Consider the following 20,857-nt stretch of genomic DNA (forward strand, 5'->3'; position numbering starts at 1 on the left):
AACCCAAACCGCGTGACAAGAAAACCGCCATGACCGATCTGTATGCCGAAGCGTTGTCCACCTTTGCCGGGCTGTTCGAAGAAGCCAAGGCAAGCCGCGAAGTCGAACCGAATGCGATGACGGTGGCCACGGCCGACCCGAACGGCCAGCCCTCCGCGCGGACCGTGTTGCTGAAGGCGTTCGACGAGCGCGGCTTCGTGTTCTATACCCATCTGGACAGCCACAAGGGGCGTGAACTGCAGGCCAATCCACGCGCCGCGCTGCTGTTCCTGTGGCGCAGCCTGCGCGAAGCCGGCATCCAGGTGCGGATCGAAGGCGGGGTGGAGAAGGTCAGCGACGCCGAGGCCGATGCGTACTTCGCTTCGCGCCCGCGCATGAGCCAGATCGGCGCGTGGGCGTCACTGCAATCGAAGACGCTGGCCTCGCGCGAAGCATTCGACGCACGCGTGGCGGCCACCGAGGCCAGCTTCGAGGGCCGCGACGTGCCGCGTCCGGACGGCTGGAGCGGCCTGCGCGTGGTGCCGCAGCGGATCGAGTTCTGGTACGGCGCGCAGTTCCGCCTGCACGAGCGCTGGTGCTATGAGACCGGTGTGGACGGGCAGTGGAGCAAGCGGATGTTGTTCCCGTGAACGCCGCCGCGCCGGTCATCCGGCACGCGACGCGTGTGGACGCCACGGCGTGGGCAAGCCTGCGGCGGGGTCTGTGGCCTGATGCCGATGAGACGCTGGGGGAGCTCCAGGACGCCCTGGCTGACGCCGACGCTGCCGTCTTCCTGGCCTGCGCCGATGCAGCGGTCGGATTTGCCGAGGTGCGGCTCCGGCACGACTACGTCAACGGAACCGAGACCACGCCGGTCGGCTTCCTGGAAGGCTGGTACGTGCAGCCGGACTGGCAGGGACGTGGCCTGGGCCGCGCGCTGCTGGCGGCGGCCAAGGCGTGGACGCGCGCGAAGGGCTGCAGTGAGCTGGCCTCCGACAGCCGGCTTGAAGACGTGACTGCCCAGGCGGCGCACCGGGCCTGTGGATTCGAGGAAACCGAGCGCGTGGTGTATTTCCGGCTGCCGCTGGATCCGGCTGGCTGACGCGCGGTCTGTTCAACCCACCGACCCCTCGCGCAGCCAACGCCACAGCGTTGTCCGCGATACGCCCAGCTGCGCGCACGCCTGCTCGCGGTTGCCGCCGCAGTCGGCCAGCAACCGCCGCAGCGCGGCCGCATCCGGTCGCGCCGTCGAGGCAGCAGTGAGGGCTGCCGGGGTGCCGCCGCCTGGAACCGCCAGTGGCCGCTGCGCCGCGTGCAGTTCCGGCAACCACTGCAGCATCTGCGGCAACGTCAGCGCGCCCGGCTGTTGCTGCCAGTGGATGCGCAGGCGATCGACCATGTTGCGCAGCTCACGCACGTTGCCCGGCCAGGCGTAGTCGCGCAGCCGCGCGAGCGCCTCGGGCGACAGGGGCGAATCCGTATCCGCGAGCTGCCGGAAGAAGTGGCTCACCAGCAAGGGCACATCCGCGCGCCGGTCGCGCAGCGTCGGCAGCGCGATGCGCAGCGCGGCCAGGCGGTAGTACAGATCGCGGCGGAAGCGTTGTGTGTCCACCAGCGATTCCAGCGTCTGCAGCGTGGCCGCGACCACGCGCACGTCCACCGGCGTCGGCTCGGTAGCGCCCACGCGCAGCACTTCGCGTTCTTCCAGTACCCGCAGCAGCCGGGTCTGCAACGGCAGCGGAAGTTCGCCGATTTCATCGAGGAACAAGGTGCCGCCCTCGGCGGCTTCGACCAGACCGACACGACCGCCACGACGTGCGCCGGTGAAGGCGCCTTCGTTGTAACCGAACAGTTCGGCTTCCAGCAGTGACTCGCTGATCGCCCCGCAGTTCAGCGCGACGAAACGGCCCCGGCGGCCGCTGGCGGTATGCAGTTGCCGCGCCACCAGCTCCTTGCCGGTGCCGGTCGCGCCGGTCACCAGCACGGTGCTGTCGTACGGGGCGTACAGCGCGATGTGCTCGCGCACCTGCTGCATCGGCGCGCTGTCACCGAGCAGGGCGTGGTCGGCATCCCGGCGCTTGGCCGGTGCCCGCCGCCGCAGTGACGATGCGCCGGAACGGGCCAGGGTCTGGGTCAGCTCCAAGGCATGTTCGAAGGCTTGCCGCACCGAATCGGCCGAGTACAGCAGCACCCCGGGCAGGCCGACCTGCTCGGCATGGTCGATCGCCATGCCGGTGCCGACGATCACCTCGATGCCGTTGGCACGCAGATCGGCGATGCAGTCGCGCGCATCCTCACGGGTGACGAAGCGGCGGTGCTCGATGTCCAGCCCGAAGCTGTGCTGGAAGCTGCCGAACGTCGGCACGTCGGTGGCATGCGTGACCAGACCGATCCGCGGGGCGATCCGGCGCGCGCGCGCCAGCGCTTCCATCAGATCGAAGCCATTGGCCTGGATCGGGACCAGCGGCACCTCCAGCCGGCTGCGCAGGTAGGCCGCGTTCGAACCACCGGCGATCACCACATCGCAGTGTTCGCGGCGCAGGCGCTGGCCGATGACATCCACTGCCTCCTCGAAACCAAGGTTGATCGGCACGATGCGGGCGCGGCGGTCGAACTCGGGAATCACATCCCCCAGCAGTCCGGTCAGGCGCGACACGCTGACGGTCCAGATCACCGGCAGTTGGCCGGCATCGGGATCGGACAGGCGGGCGCGGTGGCGGGGCAGGCTGATCGACATGAGGCTGTTTCAATGGTTCAGTTTCAGCCATGTTACAGATGTTTCAATGTTTCAATGTGAAACGTCGCAGTCACCTCGCTGCCTCAATGAAATCAAACACTTGTCACCTGGCACGGCCTTTGCGCCTATCAACGGGTCAATCACGATGGAATGTCGCATGAGCACCCCCGTTTCTTCCGCTGGCGCCCGTTTCCGCGCCGCACTGGCCGCCGAATCGCCGTTGCAGGTGATCGGCGCGATCAACGCCAACCACGCGCTGCTGGCCAAGCGCGCCGGCTACCGGGCGATCTACCTCTCCGGCGGCGGCGTCGCGGCCGGCTCGCTGGGCCTGCCGGACCTGGGCATCAACACCCTGGAAGACGTGCTGATCGACGTGCGACGTATCACCGATGTGTGCGACCTGCCGCTGATGGTGGATATCGACACCGGTTTCGGTCCGAGCGCGTTCAACATCGCGCGTACGGTCAAGTCGCTGATCAAGGCCGGCGCGGCCGCCTGCCATATCGAAGACCAGGTCGGCGCCAAGCGCTGCGGTCACCGCCCGGGCAAGGAGATCGTGTCGCAGGGCGAGATGGTGGACCGGGTCAAGGCCGCCGCCGATGCCAAGACCGATCCGGACTTCTTCCTGATCGCACGCACCGATGCCATCCAGGTCGATGGCGTGGATGCCGCGATCGAACGCGCCATCGCCTGCGTCGAGGCCGGTGCCGATGGCATCTTCGCCGAGGCCGCCTACGATCTGGATACCTACCGCCGCTTCGTCGATGCGGTGAAGGTGCCGGTGCTGGCCAACATCACCGAGTTCGGCGCCACGCCGCTGTTCAGCCGCGACGAGCTGGCCTCGGCCGGCGTCGCCATCCAGCTGTTCCCGCTGTCCGCGTTCCGCGCTGCCAACAAGGCGGCAGAGAACGTGTATGAGACCATCCGCCGCGAGGGCCACCAGCGTAATGTGGTGGAGGCGATGCAGACCCGCGAGGAACTCTACGACCGTATCGGTTACCACGCCTTCGAGCAGCAGCTCGATGCGTTGTTCGCCGCCAAGAAGTAAGACCGCACACTGTTTTCTGGAGGGATCATGAGCGACACCACTACCGCCCCCGGCTTCAAGCCGAAGAAATCCGTCGCCCTGTCGGGCACCGCCGCCGGCAACACCGCGCTGTGCACCGTCGGCCGCAGCGGCAACGACCTGCATTACCGCGGGTATGACATCGCCGATCTGGCCAACACCAGCGAGTTCGAGGAAATCGCGCATCTGCTGGTCCATGGCAAGCTGCCGACCCGCGCCGAGCTGGTCGCCTACAAGACCAAGCTGAAGTCGCTGCGTGGCATCCCGGCCGCGGTCAAGGCCGCGCTGGAAGAACTGCCGCCGTCGGCGCACCCGATGGACGTGATGCGTACCGGCGTCTCCGTGCTCGGCTGCGTGTCGCCGGAGAAGGACGACCACAACCATCCCGGCGCGCGCGATATCGCCGACAAGCTGATGGCCTGCCTGGGTTCGATGCTGCTGTACTGGTACCACTGGAGCCACAACGGTCGTGCGATCGACGTGGAAACCGATGATGACTCCATCGGTGGCCACTTCCTGCACCTGCTGCACGGCGAGAAGCCGCAGGATTCGTGGGTCAAGGCAATGCATACCTCGCTGATCCTGTACGCCGAGCACGAGTTCAACGCCTCGACCTTCGCCTGCCGCGTCATCGCCGGCACCGGCAGCGACATGTACAGCGCGATCACCGGCGGTATCGGTGCACTGCGCGGTCCCAAGCATGGCGGCGCCAATGAAGTGGCCTTCGAAGTGCAGAAGCGCTACGACAGCCCCGACGATGCCGAGGCCGACATCAAGGCCCGCGTGGAGCGCAAGGAAGTCGTGATCGGTTTCGGCCACCCGGTCTACACCGTCAGCGATCCGCGCAACAGCATCATCAAGGACGTCGCGCGCGATCTGTCCGCCGAGCAGCAGAACGTCAAGATGTACGACATCGCCGAGCGCCTGGAATCGGTGATGTGGGACATCAAGAAGATGTTCCCGAACCTGGACTGGTTCAGCGCGGTCAGCTACCACATGATGGGCGTGCCGACGGCGATGTTCACTCCGTTGTTCGTGATCGCACGCACCTCCGGTTGGAGCGCGCACATCATCGAGCAGCGCATCGACGGCAAGATCATCCGCCCGAGTGCGAACTACACCGGCCCGGAAGACCAGGCCTTCGTGCCGATCGACCAGCGCAAGTAAGACAGACGTACCGCACCCGTTCGCGGGTGCCTTGCGGACCAGGCCGGCGCGATGCCGGTCTGCTCCGTTGCGGCGTCGCTACTCCTTCTTCGCCGGTGTCACGACGCCCCGGCCCGCCAACAAGCAGCTATCGCCAGCCATGAATACTCAGTACCGCAAGAACCTTCCCGGCACCGCGCTGGACTATTTCGATACCCGGGCCGCAGTCGACGCGCTCCAGCCCGGCGCCTATGCCACGCTGCCGTATACCTCGCGCGTGCTGGCCGAAAACCTGGTGCGCCGCTGCGACCCGGCCACCCTGGATGCGTCACTGCGGCAGCTGATCGAGCGCCGCCAGGACCTGGATTTCCCGTGGTTCCCGGCCCGCGTGGTGTGCCATGACATTCTCGGCCAGACCGCCCTGGTCGATCTGGCCGGCCTGCGCGATGCCATCGCCGATGCCGGCGGTGACCCGGCGCAGATCAATCCGGTAGTGCCGACCCAGCTGATCGTGGATCACTCGCTGGCGGTGGAATTCCCCGGCTTCGACAAGGCCGCGTTCGAGAAGAACCGCGCCGTCGAGGACCGCCGCAATGAAGACCGGTTCCACTTCATCAACTGGACCAAGAAGGCGTTCAAGAACGTCGACGTGATTCCGCCGGGCAACGGGATCATGCACCAGATCAATCTGGAGAAGATGTCGCCGGTCGTGCAGGTGCGCGAGGGCGTGGCCTTCCCGGATACCTGCGTCGGCACCGACAGCCATACCCCGCATGTGGACGCGCTGGGGGTTATCGCGATCGGCGTGGGCGGCCTGGAAGCGGAGAGTGTCATGCTCGGCCGTGCGTCCTGGATGCGCCTGCCCGACATCATCGGCGTGGAGCTGACCGGCCGACCGCAGCCGGGCATCACCTGCACCGACGTGGTGCTGGCGCTGACCGAGTTCCTGCGCAAGGAGCGCGTGGTGGGGGCGTGGATCGAGTTCTACGGGGAGGGCGCCAACGCGCTGACCATCGGTGACCGCGCCACCATCTCCAACATGACGCCGGAGTTCGGCGCCACCGCGGCGATGTTCTACATCGACCAGCAGACCCTGGACTACCTGCGCCTGACCGGCCGCGAAGATGCCCAGGTCGCGCTGGTGGAAACCTACGCCAAGGCCACCGGCCTGTGGGCCGACGACCTGGTCACCGCGCAGTACGAGCGCGTGCTGCAGTTCGACCTCTCCACCGTGGTGCGCAACATGGCCGGCCCGTCCAACCCGCACAAGCGTGTGGCGACGACCGACCTGGCTGCGCGCGGCATCGCCGATGAAGGCAAGCTGGCCTCGGGCAGGCAGGAACAGGCCGATGGCCTGATGCCCGATGGCGCGGTGATCATCGCCGCGATCACCAGCTGCACCAACACCAGCAACCCGCGCAATGTGATCTCCGCGGCATTGCTGGCGCGCAACGCCAACCGCGCCGGCCTGACCCGCAAGCCGTGGGTGAAGAGCTCGCTGGCGCCCGGTTCCAAGGCCGTGCAGCTATATCTGGAAGAAGCCGGCCTGCTGACCGAACTGGAGCAGATGGGCTTTGGCATCGTGGCCTTTGCCTGCACCACCTGCAACGGCATGAGCGGCGCGCTGGACCCGAAGATCCAGCAGGAAGTGATCGATCGCGACCTGTATGCCACCGCCGTGCTCTCGGGCAACCGCAACTTCGACGGCCGCATCCACCCGTACGCCAAGCAGGCCTTCCTGGCCTCGCCGCCGCTGGTGGTGGCCTATGCGATCGCTGGCACGGTGCGCTTCGATATTGAAAAGGATGCGCTCGGCCATGATGCCGACGGCAACGCGATCACGCTGAAGGATCTGTGGCCGAGCGATGCCGAGATCGACGCGGTGGTCAAGGCCTGCGTCAAGCCGGAACAGTTCCGCAAGGTCTACGACCCGATGTTCACCTTCAAGGTGGAGCACGGCGCCCCGATCAGCCCGCTGTACGACTGGCGCCCGCAGAGCACCTACATCCGCCGCCCGCCTTACTGGGAAGGCGCGCTTGCCGGTGCCCGCAGCCTGACCGGCATGCGCCCGCTGGCCGTGCTCGGCGACAACATCACCACCGACCACCTTTCGCCGTCCAACGCGATCATGGCCAGCAGCGCGGCCGGCGAGTACCTGGCGAAGATGGGCCTGCCCGAGGAGGACTTCAATTCCTACGCGACCCACCGCGGTGACCACCTCACCGCGCAGCGCGCGACGTTCGCCAACCCGAAGCTGATCAATGAAATGGCCGTGATCGATGGCCAGGTCACGCAGGGCTCGCTGGCGCGCGTGGAGCCGGAAGGCCAGGTCACCCGCATGTGGGAAGCGATCGAAACCTACATGGGCCGCAAGCAGCCGCTGATCATCATCGCCGGTGCCGATTACGGCCAGGGCAGCTCGCGTGACTGGGCCGCCAAGGGCGTGCGTCTGGCCGGTGTGGAAGCGATCGCCGCCGAAGGCTTCGAGCGCATCCACCGCACCAACCTGATCGGGATGGGCGTGCTGCCGCTGGAGTTCAAGGAAGGCGTCAACCGCAAGACCCTGGGCATCGATGGCACTGAAACCTTCGACGTGCTCGGCGATCGCGTGCCGCGTGCCGAACTCACCCTGGTCATCCATCGCCGCAACGGTGAGCAGCTGCGGGTGCCGGTCACCTGCCGGCTGGATACCGCCGAAGAGGTCTCGATCTACGAGGCCGGTGGCGTGCTGCAGCGGTTCGCCCAGGACTTCCTGGAATCGGCGCAGGCGATGTGACGGTATGCCAGGCCCGCCCGCGAGGTGCGGGCCTGGCGCGTCGCTGGCATGGGGCCATCGGCGCGTAGGTTCCACAATAACCGGGACAGGCGGCGACATGTTTTACACCGTGGCGGGCGCGATCAATACCGCCTTCATCCTGCTGAGCCTGGTGGGTGTGTGGGCCCAACTGCGCAAGGTGTGGCAGCGCCGCGCGAGCGCGACGGCGGGCGCAAGCGCCACCGATATCCTGTCGCTCAACCAGTTCACGGTCAGTTTCCTCGCCTACCTGTCGTTCTTCGTCTACGGCTACAGCATCCAGCCGTTCAACCACTTCATCGTGTGGCCGCGCCTGCTTGCCTCGGTGCTTGTGCTGCTGATCCTGAGAGAGATCTGGACGGACCGGCTCAGCCGCACTGCGACCGCCAGCCTTGTCGTGGCGTGCGTGGCGCTGTTGTGCGCACTGCTGGGCCTGGTGTGGGGGCAACGGCACGTGGATGAGGGTCGCGTGCTCGCCTCGGCGATGATCGTGGCCGTTACCGCGCTGCTGGCCCAGGGCTATGCGCACCAGATCCTGCTGATCTGGCGCTCCGGCCGCACGGGCGCGGTGTCGCTGCGGATGAGCCAGCTGATCCTGCTGATGGACATCTCCACCATCGTGTTCGCTTTCGCCATGCGCCTGCGTCTGGGCTGGCCGTTGCTGCTGCTGGCCGTGGTCAGCGGAAGCACCAAGCTGATCATCCTGTGGCTGTTCCGCTGGGAGCGTCGTAGTGCGGCGGCCGAAATAGTGGAGCGGCGGGATGAACGAGGCGGAGTTGCGGTCAATGGGATGTAGGTGCACACTTTTATGGCAAAAATTGCCAAAGAGGTCTGATCATGGCCACGATGAACATCTCGCTCACCGATCCGCTCAAACAGTTTGTCGATGAGGAAGTAAGCCAGGGGGGGTACTCCAGTACGTCCGACTACGTGCGCGACCTGATCCGCCAGCGCCAGCGGCAAAAGGCCGAAGAGCTGCTGCGCCGGTTGATTGCGGAGGGCTTGGCGTCTGGCCCAAGTGCCCCGGTCACCTCGGCAACTTTCGAGCGGATGCGCCGTGACCTGGCAGAGCGGTTGGATCGTGAAGCGGATTGAGTGGCGGCCACGCGCGGAACAGGACGTGGCCGACGCTGCGCTCTGGTTCGCGCGTCAGGGAGGGTTGGTGCTGGGCGAACGGTTCATCGCGACGGTGGATGCCACACTGCTGCGGATCGCGGCATGTCCTGGGGCAGGGTCCGCTCGGCACGCTTGGGTCAGCGATGACCTGCCGGTCCCACTGCGATTCGTGATCTTGCCCGTCTTTGATCGCTATCTGGTCTATTACCTTGACCTTCCGGACCGCGTTGACATCCTTCGCGTCTGGGATACCTCGCGCGGGCTCGATGCATTGATGGATCAGACGCCACGACCGTCCTCCGGTGCACGCAGCGCCATTCAAGCGGATGACGCATCCGCTCGTCCCCATCCATCCTGCACGGACATGATTTCATGACCCATCTCCCCCAGCTCCGCATTCCCGCCACCTACCTGCGCGGTGGCACCAGCAAGGGTGTGTTCTTCAAGCTGAGCGACCTGCCTGCCGCCGCGCAGGTGCCGGGCCCGGCCCGCGATGCGCTGCTGATGCGCGTGATCGGCTCGCCCGACCCGTATGCCAAGCACACCGATGGCATGGGCGGCGCGACCTCCAGCACCAGCAAGTGCGTGATCATCTCCGCGCCGTCGGTGCCGGAGCACGACGTGGATTATCTGTACGGCCAGGTGGCGATCGAGACGGCATTTGTCGACTGGAGTGGCAACTGCGGCAACCTCAGCACGGCGGTGGGCCCGTTCGCGATCAGCAACGGAATGATCGATCCGGCGCGGATTCCGCACAACGGCCTGTGCACCGTGCGGATCTGGCAGGCCAACATCGGCAAGACCATCCTGGCGCACGTGCCGATCGTGGAGGGCCAGGTGCAGGAGGACGGCGATTTCGACCTCGATGGCGTGACCTTCCCGGCCGCGGAGATCCAGCTGGAGTTCCTGGATCCCTCCGATGATGGCGAGGGCGGGGCGATGTTCCCCACCGGTAATCTGGTCGACACGCTCGACGTGCCCGGCGTGGGCAGCTTCCAGGCCACGATGATCACCGCCGGCATTCCCACCATCTTCCTCAACGCGGCTGATCTGGGCTACACCGGCACCGAACTGCAGCCGGCGATCAACGAGGACAAGGCCGCCCTGGCGCGTTTCGAAGCGATCCGCGCGCACGGCGCGGTGCGCATGGGGCTGATCGAGACCATCGAGCAGGCCGCGACCCGTCAGCACACACCGAAGGTCGCCTTCGTCGCCCCGGCGCAGGACTACGTGTCCTCCAGTGGCAAGCAGATCGCCGCGGGCGAGATCGACCTGCACGCGCGCGCGCTGTCCATGGGCAAGCTGCACCACGCGATGATGGGCACCGCCGCAGTCGCCATCGGCACTGCCGCCGCGATCCCGGGCACGCTGGTGAACCTGGCCGCCGGTGGCGGTGAGCGTGAATCGGTGAGCTTCGGTCATCCCTCCGGCACGTTGCGCGTGGGCGCGCAGGCGGCGCTCGTTGACGGTCAGTGGACGGTCACCAAGGCCATCATGAGCCGCAGTGCCCGCGTCTTGATGGACGGTGCGGTAAGGGTGCCTGCCGCCACCTTGTAAGTCCCAACAGGAGAATCGCGATGTCCGGTCATGACAGCCACAGCAACCAGCGCCCGCCATGGGACACGGTCCTGACCGACATCGTCGATTACGTCCGCGACTACCCGGTCAGCTCGCCGCTGGCGTACACCACCGCGCGGCACTGCCTGATCGATACGCTGGGCTGCGGGTTGGCGGCGCTATCGTTCCCGGCCTGCAGCAAGCTGCTCGGGCCGCTGGTGCCCGGCATGCAGGTGATCAACGGCGCCCGGGTGCCAGGGACGCGCTTCGAGCTGGATCCGGTGCAGGGCGCCTTCAACATCGGCGCGATGATCCGCTGGCTGGATTTCAACGACACCTGGCTGGCCGCGGAGTGGGGGCATCCCTCCGACAACCTCGGCGGCATCCTGGCTACCGCCGACTGGCTCAGCCGCAATGCCGAGGCGCTGCGCCGGGCGCCACTGACCATGCGCGATGTGCTGGAGGCGATGATCAAGGCGCATGAAATCCAGGGTTGCCTGGCGTTGGAGAATGCGTTCAACCGGGTCGGGCTGGATCATGTGGTGCTGGTCAAGGTCGCCTCCACCGCGGTGGTGTCACACCTGCTTGGTCTGGATCGTGAGCGCATGCTCAATGCGCTGTCGCTGGCCTGGGTGGATGGGCAGTCGCTGCGCACCTACCGGCACGCGCCCAACACCGGCTCGCGCAAGAGCTGGGCGGCCGGTGATGCCACCAGCCGTGCGGTGCGCCTGTCGCTGATGGCCGCGGCCGGTGAGATGGGCTATCCCAGCGCGCTGACCGCGCCGACCTGGGGCTTCTACGATGTCTCCTTCGGCGGGCAGCCGTTCCGCTTCCAGCGGCCGTACGGCAGCTACGTGATGGAGAACGTGCTGTTCAAGATCAGCTATCCGGCCGAGTTCCATGGCCAGACGGCGGTCGAAGCGGCGATGCAGGTGCATGCGCAGATGCGCGCCAGCGGCAAACGCAGCGAAGACATCGCGCAGATCACCCTGCGCACCCAGCAGGCCTGCCTGCGCATCATCGACAAACCCGGCCCGCTGCATAACCCGGCCGACCGCGATCACTGCGTGCAGTACATGGTGGCGATCGGCCTGATCTTCGGCCGGCTGGTTGCCGAGGACTACGAGGACGACGTGGCGGCCGATCCGCGCATCGATCCGCTGCGGGCGACGATCACCTGCGTGGAAGAGCCGCAGTTCACGGCCGACTACCTGGACCCGGACAAGCGCAGCATCGCCAACGCGCTGCACGTGACGTTCGCCGATGGCAGCACGATGGAGGCCGTGGTCGAGTATCCGCTGGGCCACGCGCGGCGCCGGGCCGAGGGCATCCCGCTGCTGGAGGACAAGTTCCGCCGACACCTGGCCGGGGTGTTCCCGACCGTGCAGCAGCGCCGGATCATCGAGGCGTCGCTGGACCCGGTCGCGCTGGAAGCGATGCCGGTGCACGAGTACGTCGACCTCTACGTCGCCGGGTAGAGCCGACCGTTGGTCGGCTGCCCTTAGCGATGGCTCTTGGCGGCTGCCCTTGGCGGTGGCCCTGCCGGTCACCCATGACGCCCGGATCGCCCGGGGTCGCCCGTGAACGGACGGGGACGGCCCGTATACTGGCCGCCTTGTTCAAGGAGTGACGTCATGGCTAGCCGCAGTCGGTTCGGGCAGTGGAGCTGGAAGGGAATCGCGGGCCTGGCGCTGGTCGCCGGCCTGGCCATCGGCGTCGGGGGCTGCAAGCGCAACGACAGCGGCCAGCTACCAGCCCCGTCCGGCGCGCCGATCACGGCCAAGGCCGAGGCGGTCACCGAGTTCACCCTGGTCCGGGCCTACCCCGATCAGAAGAGCGACGGCCTGTCGCTGGCGCTGGAGTTCTCGCGCCCGCTGGTCGGCACCCAGGATTTCGATGCACTGGTCCGCTTCGCCGAGAAGGTCGGCACCGAGGACAGCAGCTGGTCGCTGTCCGATGACGGCAAGACCCTGCGCTATCCGTTCGTGGAGGCGGCCAAGGAATATTCGCTGATCGTTTCGCCCGATCTGCTCGCCGCCGATGGCAGCCGGATCGGCAAGGAGCTGCGCCAGAAGGTCTTCACCGGCGAGCTCAAGCCGGTGGCCGGGTTCGCCTCGCAGGGCAGCGTGCTGCCCGCCAAGGACAGCCGCGGCCTGCCGGTGGTCTCGGTCAACGTGCCGGAAGTGGACGTGGAGTTCCTGCGCGTGCGCGAGAAGGAACTGCCGAACTTCTTCAGCCAGTACCAGCGCGGCGGGCGCCGCGGCAGCTGGGAGCTGGACAGCGACTACGGCGACAAGACGCCGATGTCGCAGTTGGCCGAGCCGGTGTACGTCAACCGCTTCGTGATCGGCGGCAAGCAGAACGAGCGCGTGCTCACCTACCTGCCGACCCAGGACATCAAGGAGCTGCAGCAGCCCGGCCTGTATTTCGCGGTGATGAAGCGCAGCGGTTCGTTCGAAGGCGAGTACGACACCGCCTTCTTCACCGTCAGCGACATCGGCCTGCATACGCGTGCCTACAAGGACAAGCTGTTCGTGCACACCGCCTCGCTGCAGAGCGGGGCGTCGCTGAAGAAGATCGAGCTGCGCATCCTCGATGGCAAGGGTGAGGTGGTGCTCAAGGGCGCAACCGACGGCAACGGCAATGCGCTGCTCAATTACACGTTGGATGCCAGCCATGTGCTGATCGCCAGCAGTGGCGGCGATACCTCGATGCTGCCGTTCAACCAGCCCGCGCTGGACCTGAGCGAGTTCGCCGTGGCCGGGCGCGACAACGCCTGGTTCGACGTGTTCACCTGGTCGGGCCGCGACCTGTACCGTCCCGGCGAGACCGTGCGCATTTCCGCACTGCTGCGCGACAACGACGGCAAGCCGGTGAAGCCGCAGCCCGTCTTCCTGCGCCTGAAGCAGCCGGACGGCAAGACCTTCCGCGAGACCCGCCTGACCCCGGGCGAGCAGGGTTACTTCAGCTTCGAGCAGCTGATCCCCGCCGAGGCCCCGACCGGGCGCTGGCAGGTGGAGTTCCGCACCAACCCGGCCAGCAAGGAAGCGATCCAGGGTATGACCCTGCGGATCGAGGAGTTCCTGCCCGAGCGCATGAAGCTGGACCTGGACAGCGCGCAGAAGACGCTCAAGCCGGGCGAGCCGCTCAAGCTGCAGGCCGATGCGGCGTATCTGTACGGTGCGCCGGCCGATGGCAACCGCTTCACCGCGCGATTGGCCGTAGCGGCCGAGCAGTCGCCGGTCGAGTCGCTGCCGGGCTACTTCTTCGGCGACCCGACCGCCGCGCTGCCGCGCGAGGCGCGCGACGTCATCGATACCGAATTCCCGGCCGACGGCAAACTGCGCCAGGACGTGGAGCTGCCGGCCGAGGTCAAGCCGACCGCACCGATCGCCGTGGTGCTCTCCGGCAGCGTGTATGAAACCGGTGGCCGCACCGTGACCCGCACCCTGAAGCGGGTGATGTGGCCGGCCACGGCGTTGGTGGGTGTACGCCCGCTGTTCGATCCCAAGGACGGCGCCGATGCCAACAGCAATGCGCGTTTCGAACTGATGCGCGTGGACGCGGCAGGCAAGCCGCAGCCGGCCAAGGGCCTGAAGGTCACGCTGGTGCGCGAGCTGCGCGATTACCACTGGACCTTCAACGACAACCGCTGGGATTACGACTTCACCCGCCGCTTCGAGAACAAGGACACCCGCACCGTTGATGCCGGCAGTGCGGCGGTCGGCGTTGATGTTCCGGTGGAGTGGGGCGAGTACCGGTTGGACGTGTTCGACCCGGCCACCGGGCTGACCAGCCGCTATCCGTTCAACGCCGGCTGGAGCTGGAACGACGACAACCGCGGCCTGGATGCACGCCCGGACAAGGTCAAGCTGGCGCTGGACAAGACCGGCTACAAGGCCGGCGATACCGTGCGCGTCACCGTGACCCCGCCGCATGCCGGCAAGGGCGTGCTGATGGTCGAGAGCGACAAGATGCTCTACGTCCAGGATATCGACGCCAAGCCGGGCAGCACCTACGACATTCCGGTCACGGCCGAATGGGAACGTCACGACGTCTACATCACGGCGCTGGTGTTCCGTGGCGGCAGTGCCCCGAGCAAGATCACCCCGGCCCGTGCGGTCGGCGTGGTGCATGTGCCGATGGACCGCAAGGCGCGGCAGATCGCAGTGGGCCTGGTGGCCCCCAAGCAGATGCGCCCGGAGCAGACGCTGCCGGTCACCGTGAGCGCCCCGCAGCTGGCCGGCAAGGTCGCACATGTGACCGTCTCGGCGGTGGATGTGGGCATCCTCAACATCACCCGCTTCCCGGTGCCCGATGCCGCTGCGCACTTCTTCGCGCAGCGTCGTCTGGGCGTGGATGCGTATGACATCTACAGCCGCGTGATCGAAAGCTTCGACGGCAGCAGCGGCAAGCTGAAGTTCGGTGGCGACATGGCGCTGGCCGCGATGCCGCAGGCCAAGCGCCCGACCGCGCGGGTGCAGACGGTGGACCTGTTCTCCGGCCCGGTGAAACTCGATGCCAAGGGCATCGCGCGGATCGCGCTGAAGGTGCCGGATTTCAACGGCACCCTGCGCGTCTCGGCGCTGGTGTACGCCGATGACCAGTACGGCAAGCGCGATGTGGAGACCGTGGTGCGCGCGCCGATCCTGGCCGAAGCCAGCATGCCGCGCGTGATGGCGCCCGGGGATACCAGCACGGTCACCCTGGATGTGCAGAACTTCACCGGCACGCCGGGCGAGTTCAAGGTGCAGGTCGATGGCATCGGGCCGCTGACCCTGGGCGACGCCAGCCGCACGCTCAAGCTCAACGCCGACGCCAAGAGCACGCTGAGCTTCCCGCTGACCGCGCGCGAGGGCTACACGGTAGCCAAGGTCCGCGTGCGCGTGGACGGCAACGGCTTCAAGGTCGATCGCCGCTATGACCTGCCGGTGCGCGCGGCGTGGCCGCAGGTGCTGCGCGCACAGACCCGCACGCTGGATCCGCTGGCCGCCGTCACGATGGACGCCGGCCTGGCCGATGGTCTGATGAACGACTCGGTGACCGCACGCATGCTGGTCAGCGCGCTGCCGCCGATTCCGTTCGCCAGTGCCTTGAATGGCGCGCTCAACTATCCGTATGGCTGCGCCGAGCAGACCACCAGCAAGGGCTATGCCGCGCTGATGCTGGATGAAGCGACCTCGGCCATGCTGGGTGCGGACGGGCTGGATGCCAAGACCCGCCGCGAGCGCATGGAAGGTGCCTTCGGCCGCCTGGCCTCGATGCAGGTCGCCAACGGCAACTTCTCGATGTGGGGCGACGACGGCTACATCAATCCGTGGCTGACGCCGTATATCGCCGAGTTCCTGCTCGACGCCAAGGACGCCGGCTTCGCCGTACCGGACAACGTGCTGCAGAAAGCGCTGAACCGCCTGAGTGAAGATCTGCTGTCCGGTGGCAACCAGTTCTACGGCGAGGACCGCCGCGAGAACCTGAAGTTCGCCAACCAGGCGTATTCGGGCTACGTGCTGGCCCGGGTCAACCGTGCACCGCTGGGTACCCTGCGCGCGCTGTACGACAATGAACGCAGCAAGTCGCTGACCGGCCTGTCGCTGGTGCACCTGGGCATCGCGCTGTCCCTGCAGGGCGACCACAAGCGCGGCGATGCGGCCATTGCCGCCGGCTTTGCCAAGAGCGCGGACGACCGTCCGGCCTACTTCGGCGATTACGGCAGCGCGGTGCGCGATGACGCATTGATGATCGCGCTGCTGCACGAACGCAAGCTGTCCAAGCCGGCCTACGATGCACGCGCGGTCGATCTCGGTCGCGCGCTGGACGCCCGCCGCAACAGTGGCTGGATGTGGCTGAGCACCCAGGAGCAGGTGGCGCTGGCGCGCATGGGCAAGGCGCTGTCGGCCAACCAGACCAAGCTGGTCTCGGGCGAACTGGTGGTGGGGGGCGAGAGCGAGAGCATCTCGGCACGCCGCATGTTCGGCCGCAGCGTCGACTACGCCGCGCTGGCCAAGGGCGTGCGCTTCACCCCGCAGGGGGAGCCGCCGATGTTCGCCAGCCTGGAAGTGGCCGGCATTCCGCGCAACCCGCCGGAGCCGGACAGCCGCACGCTCGGCGTGGAGCGCAGCTGGTACACCACTGATGGCAAGCCGTGGACGCCGCGTCCGCTGAAGGAAGGCGAGGCCCTGATCGTGCGGGTCAGCGTCACCCCGAACGTGGACATGCCCGATGCGCTGCTGACCGATCTGCTCCCGGCCGGGCTGGAGATCGAGAACTTCAACCTGGGCGATGCCAAGCAGTGGGCCGATGTGGTGGTCGACGGGTTGAGCGTCAACGACCGCGGCGATGCGGCCAACATCAAGCACGAGGAGTTCCGCGATGACCGCTATGTGGCCGCGCTGAAACTCTCGCGGGGCAGCACTGCCAAGGTGTTCTATCTGGTGCGTGCGGTCACGCCGGGCACCTACCGCGTGCCGCCGCCGCTGGTGGAGGACATGTACCGTCCCGACCTGCGCGGGGTGGGGCGCAGCCTCCCGGCCTCGCTGACCGTGGTGCAGCCCTGATCGCAGGGCGGGCCGTCGCGATGACGGCCCGCCTGCTGAATGGACATGATGTCTCTTTTTTCCAAACGGTCGTGGGCATCCGTGCGACGCAACGTGCTGCCCTGCCTGCGCTGGGGAACGGCGGCGCTGCTCACACTGCTGCTGGTGCTGGACCTCGCGTTCCCGCCGCCGCTGCCCAGGCAACGCGACACCAGTACCCTGGTCGTTGCGCGCGATGGCACGCCGCTGCGTGCGTTCGCCGATGCGGACGGGGTGTGGCGCTACCCGGCCTCCGCCGACAGCGTCTCGCCGCTGTATCTGCAGGCGCTGCTGAACTACGAAGACCGCTGGTTCTGGCGGCATCCCGGCATCAACCCGTGGGGCCTGCTGCGCGCGGGCAAGCAATGGCTGTTCGAGCAGCGGATCGTCTCCGGTGGTTCAACGCTGACCATGCAGGTTGCGCGAATCCTCGATCCGCATACGCGCACGCCGTGGGGCAAAGCCAAGCAGCTGCTGCGCGCGGTGCAGCTGGAACTGCACCTGAGCAAGGCGCAGATCCTGGCGCTGTATCTGGAACGTGCGCCCTATGGGGGCACCATCGAAGGCGTGGAGGCGGCGAGCTGGGCCTATCTGGGCAAGCCAGCCTCGCAGTTGTCGCATGCCGAGGCGGCGTTGCTGGCGGTGCTGCCGCAGTCGCCCAGCCGGTTGCGTCCGGACCGCCATCCGGAGGCGGCACAGCGGGCGCGTGACAAGGTGCTCGAACGCATGGTGTCACTCGGTGTGTGGTCACGCGAGGAGGTCGACGATGCGCGCATCGAGCCGGTGGTCACCCGCGCCCTGCAGCCCCCGCTGCATGCGGCGTTGTTGGCGCAGCGCCTGCGCTCGGCGCAGCCGCGGGCGGCGCGGATCGAGAGCACGCTGGATATCGGCCTGCAGCGCACGCTGGAAGAGCGTGTGTCGTCCTACTTTTCACAGCTGCCCGAGCGCACCTCGGCGGCGTTGCTGGTGGTGGACAACCGCACACTGGAGGCACGTGCCTACGTCGGTTCGGTGGCGTTCGGCGACAAACAGCGGCTCGGCCATGTGGACATGGTGCAGGCGTGGCGCTCACCGGGCTCAACGCTGAAACCGTTCCTGTACGGCATGGCGCTGGATGATGGCCTGATCCATTCGGAAAGCCTGATGGTGGATGCGCCGCAGAGCTTCGGCGGGTATCGGCCGGGCAACTTCGATGCGGCCTTCAACGGGCCGGTCAGTGCCGCCACGGCGCTGCGGTTGTCACTCAATGTGCCGGCGGTGGACCTGCTGGATCGCGTCGGCTCGGCGCGCTTCGCGGCACGCCTGTCGCATGCGGGCATCAATCTGCGCTTTCCGCACGGCAGTGCGCCCAATCTCTCGCTGATTCTCGGCGGCACCGGCGCGCGGCTGGAGGATCTGGTCGGCACCTTCGCCGCGTTCAACCGCAACGGTATCGCCGGGCGGGTGCGTTATACCGCCGGGGATGCGGTGATCGAGCGCCGCCTGATGTCCCCCGGCGCGGCGTGGATCACCCGCGAGGTGCTCGAGTCCAATCCCCGCCCGGGCTACGGCACCGGCACCTTCGATGTCACCGGCCGCCCACGTGTGGCCTGGAAGACCGGCACCAGCTACGGCTACCGCGATGCCTGGGCGATCGGCACGACGCGCCATTACACGGTAGGTGTGTGGGTGGGGCGCCCGGATGGCACGCCGCTGCCCGGGCAGTACGGCGCGGTGACCGCGTTGCCGCTGATGTTCGAGGTGGTCGACAGTCTGCCGCGCCAGGCCGGCGATGCCCGTGCGGCGCCGATGCCGGCGAGCGTGGCGCAGGCCGATATCTGCTGGCCGACCGGTGGTCTGGCCGAGCAGATGGCGCCCGCGCTGTGCCAGCGGCGGATGCCGGCGTTCGTGCTCGATGGGGCGGTGCCGCCGACCTTCGCCGAGCGCGAGGCGCGGCTGTGGCAGCCGGGTCTGCAGCGGTTCCAGGTGGATGCGCGCACGGGGCTGCGGCTGTCGCCGGAGTGCAGCCGACCGCATGCGGCGGAGTCGCGTGAGATCGCGCGCTGGCCGGCGCTGTTGTCGCCGTGGTTGCCGCACGCGCAGCGTCAGGCCTCGCAGTTGCCTGCGTTGTCCCCGGACTGCAGCGACGATGGTCGAGAGAGTGGTGGGACGCTGCATATCGAGGGGCTCAACGACCGCGCCACCCTCGCACGCGCGCCGAATGCCGAGCGCGGCGTTCGCCTGCAACTGCGTGCACTGGGCAATGAAACGACCGTGGATTGGCTGCTGGATGACCGCTGGATCGCCCGCACTGAAGGCGCGCGGCTGTTCCAGCGCGATTTCGACGAGGTGGGTGAGCACACGCTGACCGCGCTGGCCGCCGATGGTGCGTGGACGGAGGTGCGGTTCCGGATCCTGCGCTGACGGGTTGCTGCCCGCGATCGGGTAGTGCCGGCCGCTGGCCGGCATCACCCCATCAACGGTAGTGCCGGCCGCTGGCCGGCATCACCCCATGAACGGTAGTGCCGGCCGCTGGCCGGCATCACACCATCAACGGTAGTGCCGGCCGCTGGCCGGCACTGCACGCCGTTCGGATGCTGCAGGAGCCGGCCAGCGGCCGGCACTACAGCGTCAGGAGCCGGCCAGCGGCCGGCACTACAGGGCCAAGAGTCGGCATGCGGCTGGCGTTACTCGCCGATCCAGCCGTCCAGCAGATCGGCGAATTCGTCGGCGTGCTCTTCTTCCTGCGCGAGGATCTCTTCGAGGATGCGCTTGGTCGTGGTGTCCTTGTCGCCGACGAAGTTGATCATCTCGCGGTAGCTGTCGATCGCGATGCGCTCGGCAATCAGGTTCTCGCGGACCATGTCGCGCAGGTCGCTGCCTTCCTTGTACTCGGCATGCGAGCGCGCGGTGAGCGTATCCGGGTTCAGATCCGGCTCGCCGCCCAGCTGCACGATGCGTTCGGCCAGCTTGCCGGCGTGCGCCTGTTCCTGCTGTGCGTGCTCCAGGAACTCGGCCTTGATCGAATCGGCGAGCATGCCCTTGGCCATGAAGTAGTGGCGGTAGTAGCGCAGCACGCAGACGTACTCGGTGGCTAGCGCATCGTTGAGCAGCTTGATCACCGCCTTGCGGTCGGCGCTGTAGCTGTCGGTGATCGCGCCATCCTCGATGTCCTTGCGGGCCTTGGCACGCAGGGTGGCGGTGTCGCTGATGCCCGGCGGGCGGGCGTTGTTGGGGGTGTTCTTGGCTGGCGTTGACATGGCTGGCCGGGTTCCTCTGTTGCGTGGGTCTAGCGGGGGAGATGCTCCAGCACGTACTGGGCCGAAGACACCTCGAATTTTCCGAGTTCCTCGATGAAGGTTTCGCGCACGACACCGTCTTCGACGTACAGCGCGAAGCGGCGCGAGCGGATGCCCATCCCGGAGCTGCTGGCATCCATCTCGAGGCCGAGGGCCCGGGTGAACTCGCCATTGCCGTCGGACAACAGCTGCAGGCCGTCGGGCACCTGCTGGCTCTCGCCCCAGGCCTTCATCACGAACGGATCGTTGACCGCCATGCAGAACACTTCGATCCCGCGGTGGCGGAACTCGGGGAACTGCTCGATGAAGCCGGGCAGGTGCCGTGCCGAACAGGTCGGGGTGAATGCGCCGGGCACGCCGAACAGCACCGCCTTGCGCGAATCGAACAGGGCATGGGTGTCGATGGTCTCCATGCCCTCGCGGATGCGCTTGAGGGTGACTTCGGGAATGCGGTCGCCAACGTGGATGGTCATGCGGACTCCTTGGACACAGGCAGGGTAGTGAGGGGCATGGGATGGCCATGTCAACACGTTGAAAACCGGACGTGCAGACCCATCTGGAGCGGGAGAGGCGGGCTACCGGGGCAGCGTAGCCGGCTGGGATGTCCGCCGC

General features: G+C 67.3%; 15 protein-coding genes. 12 read left to right on the forward strand and 3 right to left on the reverse strand.

Annotated features, from left to right (window positions below):
- Nucleotides 1-29: 29 nt before the first annotated feature.
- Entirely contained in the window at nucleotides 30-629 is a 600-nt protein-coding gene (gene pdxH / locus ABE483_RS07370; protein ID WP_313210947.1) for a pyridoxamine 5'-phosphate oxidase, read from the forward strand.
- Nucleotides 626-1,081: an aminoglycoside 6'-N-acetyltransferase gene (gene aac(6'), locus ABE483_RS07375; RefSeq protein WP_313210945.1), complete on the forward strand. Its 456-nt coding sequence runs from the start codon at nucleotides 626-628 to the stop codon at nucleotides 1,079-1,081. The genes pdxH and aac(6') overlap by 4 nt, the downstream gene beginning before the upstream one ends.
- A 12-nt stretch (nucleotides 1,082-1,093) precedes the next feature.
- Here aac(6') and prpR read toward each other — a convergent pair whose 3' ends face one another.
- Complete coding sequence (gene prpR, locus ABE483_RS07380; RefSeq protein ID WP_346481433.1) at nucleotides 1,094-2,716, reverse strand: propionate catabolism operon regulatory protein PrpR; 1,623 nt, start codon at nucleotides 2,714-2,716, stop codon at nucleotides 1,094-1,096.
- Nucleotides 2,717-2,873: 157 nt separating this feature from the next.
- On the opposite strand from prpR, the gene prpB reads away from it, so the two are divergent.
- The 10 genes from prpB to pbpC all read left to right on the forward strand — a co-directional run bounded on the left by prpB (nucleotide 2,874) and on the right by pbpC (nucleotide 19,370).
- A complete protein-coding gene (gene prpB / locus ABE483_RS07385) occupies nucleotides 2,874-3,764 on the forward strand; it encodes a methylisocitrate lyase (protein WP_070425708.1) in 891 nt (296 codons plus the stop codon).
- 27 nt (nucleotides 3,765-3,791) lie between these two features.
- A complete protein-coding gene (prpC, locus tag ABE483_RS07390; protein ID WP_088432970.1) occupies nucleotides 3,792-4,949 on the forward strand; it encodes a 2-methylcitrate synthase in 1,158 nt (385 codons plus the stop codon).
- A 139-nt stretch (nucleotides 4,950-5,088) separates the two neighbouring features.
- A complete protein-coding gene (acnD, locus tag ABE483_RS07395; protein WP_346481434.1) occupies nucleotides 5,089-7,704 on the forward strand; it encodes a Fe/S-dependent 2-methylisocitrate dehydratase AcnD in 2,616 nt (871 codons plus the stop codon).
- 97 nt (nucleotides 7,705-7,801) lie between these two features.
- Nucleotides 7,802-8,518, forward strand: coding sequence for a hypothetical protein (locus ABE483_RS07400; RefSeq protein WP_346481435.1), 717 nt, complete (start codon nucleotides 7,802-7,804; stop codon nucleotides 8,516-8,518).
- 41 nt (nucleotides 8,519-8,559) lie between these two features.
- Entirely contained in the window at nucleotides 8,560-8,817 is a 258-nt protein-coding gene (locus ABE483_RS07405) for a type II toxin-antitoxin system ParD family antitoxin (RefSeq protein ID WP_019186079.1), read from the forward strand.
- Nucleotides 8,780-9,214, forward strand: coding sequence for a type II toxin-antitoxin system RelE/ParE family toxin (locus ABE483_RS07410; RefSeq protein ID WP_346481436.1), 435 nt, complete (start codon nucleotides 8,780-8,782; stop codon nucleotides 9,212-9,214). The genes ABE483_RS07405 and ABE483_RS07410 overlap by 38 nt, the downstream gene beginning before the upstream one ends.
- A complete protein-coding gene (gene prpF / locus ABE483_RS07415) occupies nucleotides 9,211-10,395 on the forward strand; it encodes a 2-methylaconitate cis-trans isomerase PrpF (RefSeq protein ID WP_102788124.1) in 1,185 nt (394 codons plus the stop codon). The genes ABE483_RS07410 and prpF overlap by 4 nt, the downstream gene beginning before the upstream one ends.
- A 20-nt stretch (nucleotides 10,396-10,415) precedes the next feature.
- Entirely contained in the window at nucleotides 10,416-11,873 is a 1,458-nt protein-coding gene (locus ABE483_RS07420; RefSeq protein WP_070471381.1) for a bifunctional 2-methylcitrate dehydratase/aconitate hydratase, read from the forward strand.
- A 156-nt stretch (nucleotides 11,874-12,029) separates the two neighbouring features.
- Nucleotides 12,030-16,949 (forward strand): alpha-2-macroglobulin, encoded by a 4,920-nt coding sequence (locus ABE483_RS07425; RefSeq protein WP_346481437.1) that lies wholly within the window; start codon nucleotides 12,030-12,032, stop codon nucleotides 16,947-16,949.
- A 45-nt stretch (nucleotides 16,950-16,994) separates the two neighbouring features.
- Nucleotides 16,995-19,370: a penicillin-binding protein 1C gene (gene pbpC / locus ABE483_RS07430; protein WP_346481438.1), complete on the forward strand. Its 2,376-nt coding sequence runs from the start codon at nucleotides 16,995-16,997 to the stop codon at nucleotides 19,368-19,370.
- Between the two features lie 263 nt (nucleotides 19,371-19,633).
- Here the strand turns inward: pbpC and ABE483_RS07435 are convergent, their stop codons facing one another.
- Together ABE483_RS07435 and ABE483_RS07440 are read right to left on the reverse strand one after the other, a co-directional pair.
- Nucleotides 19,634-20,206: a ferritin-like domain-containing protein gene (locus ABE483_RS07435; protein ID WP_102788120.1), complete on the reverse strand. Its 573-nt coding sequence runs from the start codon at nucleotides 20,204-20,206 to the stop codon at nucleotides 19,634-19,636.
- Nucleotides 20,207-20,235: 29 nt separating this feature from the next.
- Nucleotides 20,236-20,718 carry a peroxiredoxin gene (locus ABE483_RS07440; RefSeq protein ID WP_346481439.1) on the reverse strand — a complete coding sequence of 161 codons (483 nt, stop codon included), beginning with the start codon at nucleotides 20,716-20,718 and terminating at the stop codon, nucleotides 20,236-20,238.
- Nucleotides 20,719-20,857 lie beyond the last annotated feature (139 nt).

The organism is Stenotrophomonas sp. TWI602, from assembly GCF_039674045.1.
Classification (GTDB): domain Bacteria; phylum Pseudomonadota; class Gammaproteobacteria; order Xanthomonadales; family Xanthomonadaceae; genus Stenotrophomonas.